Here is a 13,485-nt window from a genome sequence, read left to right on the forward strand (position 1 = left end):
GCTAGCGCTCCTGTTTCCTGAGCAGGAGCGTGCACGCGGCGAGCAGCAGCGGAACCGTGACCGCAAGCGCCAGCAGCTCGGTCTGGAGGTCGGCGAACCCCAACCGCTTTGAGAACACACCGCGGCAGATCGTGACGAAGTGGGTGGTCGGAAAAATGCGCCCGATGAAGGCGCCGGCCCCTTCCAGCGACGATACCGGGTTGATAAGGCCGGAGAACTGCACCGCCGGCAGGATCGTGCCGACGGCGGTGGCGAACATCGCGGCGATCTGGCTGCGCATGAAGATCGAAAACAACAGGCCAATCGCCGTCGAGCAGCTGGTGTAGAGAATGGCCCCCAGCGTCATCGCGACGACGTTGCCCGTGATCGGTGTGCGGAACACCCACAGGGCCAGCAGCACCAGCAGCCCGTAGTTCACCATGGCCAGCGCGACATAGGGGATTTGTTTGCCCAACAGGAATTCAAGCGGCGTAATCGGCGTCACGTAGAAATTGACGATCGAGCCGAGCTCCTTCTCTCGCACTACGCTCAGCGCCGTCAGCATGGCCGGAAACAGCAGCAGCAGCACGGGAATGACCGCCGGGGCGATCGCCACCAGGCTCTTCACGTCCGGATTGTAGCGGTAGCGGGTCTCGATATTGATCAGTCCGGCGGCCGGCCGGACACCGAGTTCCTGCACCGCCATGTCGCCGAGCCACTGGCCATGCAGCGCCTGAAGATAGCCCTGCACGGTCTCGGCCCGTTGCGGCATCGCGCCATCCACCCATACGCCCAGCGAGACGGTGCGGCCCCGGCGCAGGTCCCGGGCGAATCCCGGCGGAATCTCGATCGCCACGCTCAGCTCGCCGGCGCGCATCCGGCGGTCGAGGTCCTCGTAGTCGGCGATTGGCGGCCGCTCGATGAAATAGGGGGAGCCCGCGAGGTTGAGCACATAGTTCTGGCTGGTGGTGGTCGCGTCCCGGTCGAGCACCGCGAACGGCAGATCCTTGACGTCCATGCTGATTCCGTAGCCCATGATGAACATCAGGATGACGCTGCCCAGCAAGGCGAGGGTCGCCCGGATCGGATCGCGGCGCAGCTCGAGGGCTTCACGCCGCGAATAGCTCATCATCCGCCGGACGCTGAAACCGCCGGCCGCGGTCGAGCCTCTTGCGTGGTCGGGTGCGGGCGTGACGTGGGTAGGATCCGCAGCGGGGGGCATCGCCGACGCCGCGCCGCCGTCCGCGGCCTTGAGATAGCCGATGAAGGCCTCTTCCAGGGTCGCCGCGCCGCGCTCCTCAATGATGTGCGCGGGGGTGTCGCTGACCAGCACCTTGCCGGCGTGCATCAGCGAGATCCGGTCGCAGCGCTCCGCCTCGTTCATGAAATGGGTGGAGATGAAAATGGTGACCATGTCGCGGCGCGACAGGTCGATCATGCTCTGCCAAAACTGGTCGCGAGCGATGGGATCGACGCCCGAGGTGGGCTCGTCGAGGATCAGCAGTTCCGGCTTGTGGATCATCGCGACGGCGAGCGAGAGGCGTTGACGCTGGCCCAGCGGCAGGGCGTCGGGGAGCGCGTCCATGATATCGACGAGGCCGAACCGCTCGGCCATCTCGGCCACGCGACTTGGTATATCCTCCGGCGCCAGCCGGAACAGCTGGGCGTGAAGCTCCAGGTTCTGCCGGACGGTCAGCTCTGTATAGAGCGAGAAACCCTGGGACATGTATCCGACGCGCTGGCGGGTCTGGATGTCCTTGGCGTCGACCTCGCGCCCGAACAGCCGGGCCTCGCCCTCGCTGGCGGGCAAGAGGCCGGTCAGCATCTTCATCGTGGTGGTCTTGCCGCAGCCGTTCGATCCGATGAACCCGAAGATCTCGCCGCGCTCGATCTGGAAGTCGACATGATCCACTGCGGTGAAGTCGCCGAAGTTCAGGGTGAGTCCTTTCGCCTCGATGGCGACATCGGCCTGCCCGTCGTGAGCCCGCGGCGGAATGGTTACGGGCTTGTGGCCACGACGGCGCGCCTCGGGCAGCAGCGCGATGAAGGCCTGTTCGAGATTGGGCTGGCCCGTCCGTTCATAGAGGTCGTGCGACGGGCCTGCGGCGAGGATCCGGCCGGCGTCCATAGCGATCAGCCAGTCGAACCGCGCCGCTTCCTCCATATAGGCGGTGGCGATCAGCACGCTCATGCCGGGCCGTTCGGCGCGGATGCGGTCGATGAGATCCCAAAACTGCGCGCGCGACAATGGATCGACCCCCGTCGTCGGCTCGTCGAGCAGCAAGAAGTCGGGATCGTGGATCAGGGCGCAGCAGAGTCCCAGCTTCTGCTTCATGCCGCCCGACAGCTTGCCCGCCGGCCGATCGCGGAACGGCGCGAGACCGGTGCTTCGCAGAAGATCGTCGATCCGGCGGTCGCGTTCGGCCGCGTCCTGGCCGAACAGCCGGCCGAAGAAGTCCAGGTTCTCGAACACCGACAGCGTGGGATAGAGGTTCTTGCCCAGGCCTTGGGGCATATAGGCGATGCGCGGGCAGACCGCCTCCCGATGCCGACGCTCGGCCATGTCGCCGCCCAACACCTCAATGGCGCCGGACTGGATCACCCGCGCGCCAGCGATCAGCGAGAACAGGCTGGATTTCCCGACGCCGTCCGGGCCGATCAAAGCCACCATACGGCCGGCCGGGATCTCAAGCGCGATACCGTCGAGCGCCAGGGTCTGACCATACGACAGGGAAACCCCCGTGAGGCGGGCGACAGGTCGGCTGGCCTCCTCCGCAAAGGCGCCGCTCATCGGGGCGTGTTGAGCGTGAGCTTGGCGGGCCAATCGGCCTTGGGATCGATGCGCACATAGGCCATGCCCGGCAGGCCGGTCTTCACTTGCCGGATATGCCGGCGGAGCAACTCCGGATCGATCCGGGCCTTGACCCGAAACATCAGCTTCTGACGCTCGCTCTTGGTCTCCACGGTCTTGGGCGTGAACTGGGCGACGTCGGCGACGAAGGAGACCTTCGCTGGGAGGACATAGTCGGGCGCGGCGTCGAGGACGATCCTGACCTCCGTGCCGAGCCCCACGCGGCCGGCCACCGTCTCCGGCAGGAAGAAGGTCATATAGACGTCCGAGAGATTGACCAGATTGAGCACCCGTCCGCCGCCGGCGACCACCTCGCCGGGCTGGGCGACGCGGAACTGGATCCGCCCGTCGCGGGGCGCCTTGAGGTCGCTGTCGGCGATGTCGGCGTCCAGCCGGCGGATCGTGGCCCGCACCGCCTCGACGGCCGAACGCGCGCCGATCACCTGCGAGCGCGCGGTGGTGATCGCCGCGTCCACCGCCGCCAGCTGCGCCTTCGCCGCCTCGACCGCCGCTTGTGCGCCTTCCACCCGCGCCTGGTCGTCGTCGCGCTCCTGCATCGCCGTCGCACCCTCGCGCGCCAGCGTATCGGACCGGGCGAAGCGCCTGCGCGCGGCGTCGAACTCCGCTTCCCGCTGCCGGGTGACGGCGAATGCGGCCGCGCGTTCGCTCTGCCGCTGGACCACCTGGCTGTTGGCGATATCGATGGCGTTGAGCGCCTGCTGCAGCTGCGCTTCAGCCTCGGCCCGCTGGGCCTGCAGCACATCGGTGTCCATATGCGCGACCACCTGGCCGGCCTTCACGAAATCGCCCTCGTCGGCGAGGATCTCGCGGATGCGGCCGGGCGCCTTGGGCGCCACGTCGATCTCGACCGCCTCGATCCGCCCGTTGCCGCTGACAATGCCGTCGGGCAGATCGTGCGGTTGCAGAAGCTGCCAGGCGATCGCGGCGACGACGACAGCCGCCACGGAGACGGTCCCTCGCCTGAGCCAGCGTTTGTCGATCGGCTTCACCGCGCCTTCTCCTCGATGGGCCGCACCGCCGGCGCGAACTGGGATTCATCTGCAAAGCCGCCGCCGAGGGCGGCGTAGAGCGCCACGCCGCTGGCGAAGTAGCTGCGGCGGAGCTGGACCAACCTCTGCTCGGTCTCGAAGAGGTCGCGCTGGGCGTCCAGCACCTCCAGGTAGGCCGAGCGACCATTTGCGAAGCGCAGATCCGCCAGCCGGGCGCGTTCCTTCAGCGCCGAAAGCATGTCCTGCACAGTCGCGATCTGCGCCGCGAGCTGTCGCCGCTGGACCAGCGCGTCGGACACGTCGCGGAAGGCGCCCTGGATGGTCTGTTCCTATTCGGCCACAGCGATATCCCGCCGCGCATTGGCCGACGCGAGACGGGCCCCGTTACGGCCGGCGTCGAAGATCGGAAGATGGAGGGCGGGGGTGAAACTCCACGTCCCGCTGCCAGCCTTGAACAGGCCATCGAGCTCCGCGCTCGCCGTCCCATAGGCCCCCGTCAGCGTGATGTTCGGGAAAAAGGCCGCCCGCGCGGCGCCGATGTCGGCGTTCGCCGCCTGCAGGCGATGCTCGGCGGCGATGACGTCGGGACGGTTGGCCAGCAGGTCCGATGGCAATCCGGCGGGAAGCAAGGGGGCGTCACCGGCCTCGGAAAGGCGAAGCGGTCCCGGCGCGATCTCGACGGGCCGGCCCACAAGCAGTGCGAGGGCGTTCCGGTTGATCTCCTGATCCTGCTCCAGCGCCTGCACGGCTGTCTGCGCCTGGGCCAGCAGCGTCTGCGCCTGGGTCATTTCGAGCTTGGAGCCCGATCCGACCTCGTAGCGTCGACGCATGATGCGCAACGAATCTTCGCGGGTCGCCACCGTATGGCGAGCGATCGCGATCCGTTCCTCGTATTCGCGCTCAAGCAGGTAGCTGTTCGCGACCTGCGCGACCAGGGCGGTCGCCACTGCGCGCCTGGCCTCGCTTGTGGCGAGATATTGCTGCAGGGCCGACTCGCGCAGGTTCCGCAGCCGGCCCCAGAAATCGATCTCCCAGCCGGTGCTGAGCACGGACTGATATTGGCCGCTCGTCACGGCGCGCCCTGTGATCGAAAGATCGGCCGGGGTGCGCCCGCGGGTTCCGGTCCCCACCGCGTCAAGCTGCGGATATAGCGCCGAACCCTGGATCCGAAAGGCGGCGCGGGCCTCCTCCAGCCGCCCCGCCGCGACCCTGAGGTCACGGTTGTTCGCCAGCGTCTCCTCGATCAGCGAGCGCACTTGTGGATCTTGAAAGAAGTCACGCCAGCCGATCCTGGCGATCGAACCTAATTGCTGCACCGGCCCGGCATAGGCCGACGGGATAGGAGGCGCCGGCCGGACATCGTCGGGCCTTAGGGCGCAGCTCGCGAGCAGCAGAGACGACAGAGCGCTGGCAAGGCCCCGCGACCCCGCTGCTATCCGGCGCGGCATAGCGCCAACGATAAATCTGGCATGCGCCATCCGCGCGGTTTACTTCGAAATTTGAGCGAGATGCCCATGTCCTGATCGCTGGTGATCACAGCACAGCCTACATCTACCGCCCTAGCCGCCGTTTGATTCTCCTCAACCTCGCGCTGTCTCAATGGTCGCCTCAGCGCGTTATCCGAAATGTCGTGCCTGGCGATCAGCAGACTGCAATCGAGCTGGTCCAGCAGATGAACGCCGGCGCCGGCCGCCCACCAGCGTTGGAGGCCGCTGCGGCGACGGTGGCCGACGACCACAAGGTCAGCCGCCACCTCCAGGGCGAACGATGCGATCTCGTGGCCCGGCTCACCGACCCGCAGTTCGGCGACCGGCTCAAGCCCGAGTTGCTGGAGCCGGGCGACCCCGGCCTCGAGGATTGTTCGGTATGTCTCTCGATCCTGGGCGACCACCCCGGCGAATGCACCTTCAGCAAGCAGCACCCCGGTGGATTCGGCCAACACGGACAGGAGGTAGACCCGCGCTTGAGCTTGCTTTGCCAGGATCGCCCCCTCTCTCGAAGCGCCGTCCGGCCCTCGACCGACCCATCGTAGGCAAGTAGAATTCGCTGACACATGAGCAACAATCCCCTGTTCGGTCCACGCGGCTCGGGACGATGGGGATCCCCGCAACTCTGCTTCGAACGTCCTGGTGCATCGGATGTGGGCGCCGCAGAAGGACGTGTCCGATCCTAACCGCTATCCGTGACGACTGTGCCAGCCCGGCCCCCCCGGGGAAAGATCGTCGGAGCGCTCATTCCGAGGCTTGGCGCGGCGCTGCCGATGGAACACGAAGGCATGTCTTGCCTTTCAGCGGGGCGGAAGGTTCAGCTAGCAGAACTCGTACGATAGCAATGGCCTTAGGTCAGCCTCATCGTCACCTCGGGGGGGGGCGTCGGCTAAGGCGCCGCGCAGGCGGCCGGCTCAGGCGTACCAATTGACGCCATCATTGTCGCCGGTCGAGAGCCATGTTGAGACTCCCCCCTCGTCACGTGTTCAGACCGGAGAGATCCGTGACGGGTGTTCGGAGACATCCGTGACAGGTTGAGGATGGTGGTTCTGGGCTCAGGTCGATGGTTGCGATGTTGGCGGTACGGAAGACGACGTCGTAGAGGCCGTCGGTGTGGGTTGGACGGATGGCGACGGTCTTTCCCTTGAAGGCCTTGGGGATGCGCCAGCGTCGGCTTCGGAAGGTGATGCGGCCGCTGTCGCGAGGGACGCGCCGCAACTGGTCGTCTGGGGCGTAGTGGAAGGGCTCGATGGTGAGTGCACACGCTGGGAGGATCTATGGCCAGGTTCTACACGGCTGCGCCAGGACCAAGCACCCTGACCGAGCGACGATACTGCGATCGAAGGCTCTGATCGCGGAGCTCGCCCGGTAGCACGGGCTGAATCACAAGACGGTGCGGAAGTGGCGCGGCCGGGACTCGATCCATGACGCGGCGATGGGTCGCCAGGAGCCGCGTTCAACCTTCCTGACGCATCTGAGCTCGAAGTTCCACGTCGGACTGTCCGACTGCATGGAGCCGAGGCGATGCTGATCGCTTGGCAGACCATGGTCCTGGGGACGGTGGCGGGGTCCTGCCCCAGGGCGCCCGTGCGGTCAAAAGCGGTCGCCGCCCAGGGCGCGGTAGAGCTCAACGCGGTTCGTTGCCTGCGCCAGCTGGGCGGCAAGCTGGGTCTGGCGCGCCGCATAGAGCGTGCGTTGCGCGTCCAACAAGGCGAGGGAGCTGTCGATGCCACGGTCGTAGCGCGCCTGGGTGAGACGCTGGGTCGCCGCGGCCGCCTCGACCAGCCGGGCCTGGGCGGCGATCCGGTCGGCGATCGTGGCGCGCACCGCCAGGGCGTCGGAGACCTCCCGGAACGCGGTCTGGATCGCCCTCTCGTACTGGGCGACGGCGGCGTCGCGCGACGCCTCGGCGCCCCGCAGATTGGCGATGTTGGCGCCGCCCGCAAAAATCGGCAGGACTACCTGGGGCGTGAAGCTCCAGGCGCGCGTGCCCGCGGTGAACAGCCGGTCCAGCGCCGGGCTGGACGACCCCTCGGAGCCGGTAAGGGTGATGCGCGGGAAGAAGGCCGCCCGCGCTGCGCCGATATCGGCATTGCGGGCCTGCAGAGTGTGCTCGGCGGCGCGCACGTCGGGACGGCTGACCAGTACGTCGGACGGCAGGCCGGGCGAGATCTCGGCCAGCACGCCCACGCTGGTGAGGCCACCCTGCGGCTGGAGATCGGCCGGGACCTCGGCGCCGACCAGGAGGCGCAGGGCATTGCGGTCGCGATCCACCTGGGCGGTGGCGACGGCGGCGTCGCTGCGGGCCTGCTCGGTAAGCGTCTGAGCCTGCCGAAGGTCGAGCTCGGATGTGGCGCCCGCCTCGAACCGCTTGCGGGCCAAGTCGAGACCGGCCTCGCGGCTGGCCAGGGTGTCCTGGGTGATCTTCAGCAGGTCCTGGTCGGCGGCCAGGGTCAGGTAGGCGCTGGCGGTCTCGGCGACCAGGCTGATCTGAACCGCGCGTCGGTTCTCCTCGGTGGCGAAGAACGATTGCAGGGCCGCAGCGCTCAGGCTGCGCACGCGCCCGAACAGGTCAAGCTCATAGGCGGAGAACCCGGCGCTCACGCTGTACTGCTCGATCTCGAAGCTGCCGGTCTGACCGGGGATGGCGGCGCCGGCGGGCGTCTTGCTACGCGTGTAGCCGCCGCTGGCGTCGATGGCCGGCAGCAGGTCGGCGCGCTGGACGCGGTATTGCGCGCGGGCCTGCTCGATGTTGGCCACGGCCACGCGCAGATCGCGGTTCTGTTCCAGGGCTAGCGCGATCAACGACTGGAGACGGGCGTCCTGGAAGACATCGCGCCAAGCCAGGTTGCCGCTTGAGACCGCGGTCGAAGCCGCAGCGGGAGCGACGGGCCAAGCCTGGCCGACCGGCAGCGCGGGCCGCTCGTAGCGCGGCGCTAGGGTGCAGCCGGCAAGGGCCGTCGACGCCATGAGGGCCAGGAGCAGGGATCTGGCGGGCATCTCAAACAGCCTCATGGGGAACGGCGGCGGGTGGCGCTTCGGGATCGACCCTGCGCCCCAAGTGACGCTGCACCAGGACGAAGAAGAGCGGCACGAAGAAGATCGCCAGCATTACCGCCGACAGCATGCCGCCGATCACGCCCGTGCCGATGGCGTGCTGGCTGCTTGACCCCGGTCCATTGGAGATCGCGAGCGGCAAGACGCCGAACATGAAGGCCAGCGAGGTCATGATGATCGGCCGCAGGCGGATGCGCACCGCCTCCAGCGTCGCCTCGACCAGTGGAGCCCCCGCCTCAAAGCGATCCTTGGCGAACTCGACGATCAGGATGGCGTTCTTGGCCGCCAGGCCCATGGTCGTGAGCAAGCCCACCTGGAAGTAGATATCGTTTGAGAGCCCGCGAAGCGATGTGGCCAGCAGGGCGCCGACGACACCCAGCGGGATGACCAGGATCACCGCGAGGGGGATGGACCAGCTCTCGTAGAGGGCGGCCAGCAGCAGGAAGACCACGATAATCGAGATTGCGTAGAGCGCCGGCGCCTGGGCGCCCGCCTCCCGCTCCTGCAGCGACAGGCCGGTCCATTCGTAGCCGATGCCCGGAGGCAGTTTGGCGGCGATGGCCTCCATGGCCTGCATGGCCTGTCCCGAGCTCTGGCCGGGCGCGGGCGCGCCCTGGATGTTGACCGCCGGCAGGCCGTTGTAGCGCTCCAGCCGCGGCGAGCCGATGGTCCAGTGGCTGGAGGCGAAGGCGGAGAACGGCGCCATCTGACCGGCGGCGTTGCGGACGTACCAGCGGTCCAGGTCCTCAGGCTTCATGCGGAACGGGGCGTCGGCCTGGACGAAGACCTTCTTCACCCGGCCGCGGTCCATGAAGTCGTTCACGTAGCTGCCGCCCAGCGCCGTCGAAAGCGTGGCGTTGATGTCGGCCGTGGTCAGGCCCATGGCCCCCGCCTTGGCCTGATCGACGTCGATGGCGAACTCGGGCGTGTCGTCCTGGCCGTTCGGGCGGACGCCGGCCAGTTTCGGATCCTGGCCGGCCATGCCCAGCAGCTGGTTGCGCGCGGCCATCAGCGCCTCGTGGCCGACCCCGCCGGTGTCCTGAAGCTGGAAGTCGAAGCCCGACGCGTTGCCGAGCTCCGGCACCGCCGGCGGAACCACCGCAAACACCATGGCGTCGCGGATCTGGGAGAACTTGCCCATCGCCCGCTGGGCGACGGCCTGGACCTTGCGATCGGCTGCCTTGCGCTCCTCGAAATCCTTCATGCGGACGAAGGCGATGCCCGCATTCTGGCCGGCGCCGGCGAAGCTGAAACCGGAGACAGTGAACACCGCCTCCACCGATTCCGCCTCGTCCTTCAGATAGTGGTCAGCCACCTGCTTGAGGACGGCCTGGGTGCGTTCCTCGGTCGCGCCGGGCGGCAGCTGGACGAGGGTGTAGATCGTGCCCTGGTCCTCTTCCGGCAGGAAGGCGCTGGGCAGGCGCAGGAAGAGCAACGCCATGACCAGGAGGATCGCGCCGTAGACCGCGATCCAGCGTCCGCTCTTGCCCAGGATGCGGCGGACCTGTTCCTGGTAGCGGTGGCTGGCGTGGTCGAAGTTGCGGTTGAACCAGCCGAAGAAGCCCCGCTTTGACGCCTCGTGCTCCTTGCCGACGGGCTTGAGCAGCGTGGCGCACAGCGCGGGCGTCAGCACCAGGGCCACCAGGATCGACAGGCTCATGGCCGAGACCAGGGTGATGGAGAACTGGCGGTAGATCACGCCCTGCGATCCGCCGAAGAAGGCCATGGGCACGAACACGGCCGCTAGAACCAGCGCCACGCCGATCAGGGCGCCGGTGATCTCGTCCATGGATTTGCGGGTCGCCTCCTTGGGGGAGAGGCCCTCCTCGCTCATCACGCGCTCGACGTTCTCGACGACCACGATGGCGTCGTCGACCAAGAGGCCGATGGCCAGCACCAGGCCGAACATGGTGAGCGTGTTGATGGAGTAGCCGAACACCGCCAGCACCCCGAACGTGCCTAGCAGCACCACCGGCACGGCGATGGTCGGGATCAGGGTGGCGCGCCAGTTCTGCAGGAACAGGAACATCACCAGGAAGACCAGGAGCACCGCCTCGGCCAGGGTCTTCACCACCTCCTCGATCGACTGTTTCACGAACGGGGTGGAATCCACCGGGATTTCGTAGCCGATGCCGGGCGGGAAGGCCTTCGACAGCTCCGCGACCTGCGCCTTCACCGCCTCGGCCGTGTCCAGCGCATTGCCGCCGGGCGCCAGCTTGATGGCCAGGCCCGCGGCCGACTTGCCGTTGTACTTGGCCAGCGAGTTGTAGTTCTCGGCGCCGAGCTCCACGCGCGCCACGTCGCGCAGGTACACATGCGTGCCGCCGCCGGTGTCCTTCAGGATGATCTGTTCGAACTGGGCGGGGGTCTGCAGGCGCGACTGCGCGCTGATCGTGGCGTTCAGCACCGTCCCGGGCGTCGAGGGCGTGCCGCCCAGCTGGCCGGCGGAAACCTGAGCGTTCTGGGCGCGGATGGCCGCGATGACATCGGCCGGGGTCAGGCTGCGGGACGCGAGCTTGTCGGGATCCAGCCAGATACGCATGGCGTACTGGGCGCCGAACAACTGGGTATCGCCGACGCCGTCCACGCGGCTTATCGGGTCCTGGAGCTTGGCGGCAAGGTAGTCCGCGAGGTCGGAGTTCGAGGCCTTTCCGTCGGTGGCGTAAAGAGCGACCACCATCAGGAAGTTGCGGGTGGACTTCACCACGCTGAGGCCCTGTTGCTGGACCTCCTGAGGCAGCAGGGCGACGGCCGTCTGCAGCTTGTTCTGGACCTGCACCTGGGCGATGTCGATGTCGGTGCCGCCCTCGAAGGTCAGGGTGACTGTCGCCGCCCCGGAGCTGTCGCTGGACGAACTGATGTACTCCAGCCCATCCAGACCCTTCATCTTCTGCTCGATGACCTGAGTTACGCTGTCCTCGACCGTCTTGGCCGAGGCGCCGGGGTAGACGGCCTGGATCGCCACCTGGGGGAGCGCGATGTCGGGATACTGGGCGATCGGCAGTGTGCGGATGGCGAGCGCGCCGGCCATCATGATCACGATGGCGACGACCCAGGCGAAGATCGGCCGGTCGATGAAGAAGCGTGACAGCATGGCGGGCCCCTAGCGCGCCGCGCCGATGATGGCGGGTTTCACGGCGACGCCCGGCCGCACCTTCTGCAGCCCCTCGACGATGACCCGCTCGCCGGCCTTGAGGCCGGCGGTCACCAGCCACTTGTCGCCGACGGTGCGAGAGACCGAGATAGGCCGCAGCTGGGCCTTGCCGCCCGCGTCCACCACATAGACCGTGGCCGAGCCCTTGGGATCGCGGCTGACCGCGGCCAGGGGGACGAGGATGGCCGAGGTCGCCACGCCCTGTTCGAGCTGCGCGCGGACGTAGAGGCCGGGCAGCAGGGCGCCATCGGGATTGGGGAAGACCGCCCGCAGGCCGACCGAGCCGGTGCCCTCGTCCACCGTGATGTCCGAGAACGCTAGCGTGCCCGCGATCGGATAGGTCGACCCGTCCTCCAGGATCAGCCGGACCTTGGCCGAGCTCGGCGCCTTCACGTCGCCCGTGGCCATGGCGCGGCGCAGCTTCAGCAGCTCCGCCGCCGACTGGGTGACGTCCACATAGATCTTGCCGAGGTCCTGGACCGTGGCCAGGGCGGTCGCCTGGTTGGCGGTGACCAGGGCGCCTGGCGTTACGGAAGACTTTCCGATCCGGCCGGAGATCGGCGCGCGGACCTGGGTGTAGTCGAGATTGATGCGCGCCTGCTGCACAGCGGCGCGCTGGGCCTGTACGTTCGCGGCGGCGGATTGGGCCGCGGACTGGGCGTCGTCGTTGTCCTGCTTACTCACCGCGTTGATGGCGACCAGCTCCCGGTAGCGGTCGGCCTTGAGTTTCGCCGAGGTGGCGGTTGCCTGGGCCTGGGCGAGCGCGGCGTTGGCGCTGTCGAGGCTGGCGCGGTAGATCGCCGGGTCGATCTGGTACAGGGGCTGGCCCGCGCGGACGGTGGAGCCCTCCTGGAACAGCCGGGCCTTGACCACGCCGTTCACCTGCGGGCGCACCTCGGACACCAGCGAAGCGGATGTCCGTCCGCTCAGCTCCATCGTCAGGTTCACAGGCTCGGTGCGGAGGACGACCACACCGACGGCCGCGGGGGCGTTCGGGTCCGGACCGGCCGGGGCCTTCGCCCCGCATGCAGACAGGAGGAGCGCCAGCGCAATCGCCGCGCCGGAGAGGATCGATCTGGGCATCCAACACCTGGAAAACAGGGATACTCGGGCGCAGGTCTTGACAATTCCGGCCCGGAAACTACAAGAATGAACGTTCATTCGCGGTCGCTGCCTAAATGAGCGCCTGCCAGAAGTCAATCCACCGCGGCCTGACCTGCGGCTCACGACAGGATCCCTATGGCGGAGGCCGCCCCAAAGCGGATGGATGCGGAAGCGCGGCGGCAACAGATCGTCGACGCGGCCTCCGACTGCGCACGCCGATTCGGCTTTCATGGGTCCAGCATGGCTGAGATCGCCCAGGCCGCCGCCCTGAGTGTCGGGCAGATCTATCGCTACTTCGAGAACAAGGAAGCGATCATCGCAGCCATCGTCGCGCGCGACATGGCCGAGATGCGCGACAGGTACTCCGAACTGAAGGACGGCGGTGCGCCCGTTCTGGAGGCGATCCTGACCAAGTGCTCGTCCGCTCTTGACGATCTGTACGAGGTCGATCGCGCGGCCCTGACCCTGGAGGTCGTCGCGGAGGCCGCTCGCAATCCCAAGGTCGGCGCCATCCTCCGGGCGGCAGACGCTGAAGAACGCGAAATGCAGCACGAACTGTTCCGTGCCGTCATTCCCGCCGGATGCAACGAAGCGGAGCTCGTAGCCCGGTGCGAAGTGATCAGCATGCTGTTCGAGGGCATGACGATGCGGGGTGTGAACAACCCCGACGGCGATCGGCAGGCCATCGCCCGCGTACTGCGCTCGACTCTCCGGCATCTGCTGGCCGAGCCATGCGGCGACCGCGTGTCCTGACGATCAACGTCAGATCTTTGGGCGTCACCTTCCAGATGACTGTTGGGACCGGCTCAAGATCTCATGCCCCTGCGTAGGCGTCTCCCGTAG

General features: G+C 67.6%; 7 protein-coding genes and 1 pseudogene. 1 reads left to right on the forward strand and 7 read right to left on the reverse strand.

Annotated elements, in window-relative coordinates:
* Nucleotide 1: 1 nt before the first annotated feature.
* The 7 genes and pseudogenes from rbbA to EPO51_RS14785 all read right to left on the reverse strand — a co-directional run bounded on the left by rbbA (nucleotide 2) and on the right by EPO51_RS14785 (nucleotide 12,621).
* Nucleotides 2-2,770, reverse strand: a complete 2,769-nt coding sequence (rbbA, locus tag EPO51_RS14755) for a ribosome-associated ATPase/putative transporter RbbA (RefSeq protein ID WP_293351796.1) — start codon at nucleotides 2,768-2,770, stop codon at nucleotides 2-4.
* Complete coding sequence (locus tag EPO51_RS14760; RefSeq protein ID WP_293351798.1) at nucleotides 2,767-3,840, reverse strand: HlyD family secretion protein; 1,074 nt, start codon at nucleotides 3,838-3,840, stop codon at nucleotides 2,767-2,769. The genes rbbA and EPO51_RS14760 overlap by 4 nt, the downstream gene beginning before the upstream one ends.
* A pseudogene (locus EPO51_RS14765) lies at nucleotides 3,837-5,318 on the reverse strand (efflux transporter outer membrane subunit). Before EPO51_RS14765 ends, EPO51_RS14760 begins: the two are co-directional and overlap by 4 nt.
* Nucleotides 5,273-5,779, reverse strand: coding sequence for a universal stress protein (locus EPO51_RS14770; protein WP_363080894.1), 507 nt, complete (start codon nucleotides 5,777-5,779; stop codon nucleotides 5,273-5,275). Before EPO51_RS14770 ends, EPO51_RS14765 begins: the two are co-directional and overlap by 46 nt.
* A 1,141-nt stretch (nucleotides 5,780-6,920) precedes the next feature.
* Nucleotides 6,921-8,327 (reverse strand): efflux transporter outer membrane subunit, encoded by a 1,407-nt coding sequence (locus tag EPO51_RS14775; RefSeq protein WP_293351802.1) that lies wholly within the window; start codon nucleotides 8,325-8,327, stop codon nucleotides 6,921-6,923.
* Between the two features lies 1 nt (nucleotide 8,328).
* Nucleotides 8,329-11,478 (reverse strand): efflux RND transporter permease subunit, encoded by a 3,150-nt coding sequence (locus tag EPO51_RS14780; RefSeq protein ID WP_293351804.1) that lies wholly within the window; start codon nucleotides 11,476-11,478, stop codon nucleotides 8,329-8,331.
* A gap of 9 nt (nucleotides 11,479-11,487) precedes the next feature.
* On the reverse strand, nucleotides 11,488-12,621 hold the full coding sequence (locus EPO51_RS14785; protein ID WP_293351806.1) for an efflux RND transporter periplasmic adaptor subunit: 1,134 nt from the start codon (nucleotides 12,619-12,621) through the stop codon (nucleotides 11,488-11,490).
* A 156-nt stretch (nucleotides 12,622-12,777) separates the two neighbouring features.
* Here EPO51_RS14785 and EPO51_RS14790 point away from each other — a divergent pair, with 156 nt between their 5' ends.
* Nucleotides 12,778-13,395, forward strand: coding sequence for a TetR/AcrR family transcriptional regulator (locus tag EPO51_RS14790; RefSeq protein WP_293351808.1), 618 nt, complete (start codon nucleotides 12,778-12,780; stop codon nucleotides 13,393-13,395).
* The last annotated feature ends 90 nt before the right edge of the window (nucleotides 13,396-13,485 follow it).

It is taken from the genome of Phenylobacterium sp., assembly GCF_004297125.1.
Lineage (GTDB): Bacteria > Pseudomonadota > Alphaproteobacteria > Caulobacterales > Caulobacteraceae > Phenylobacterium.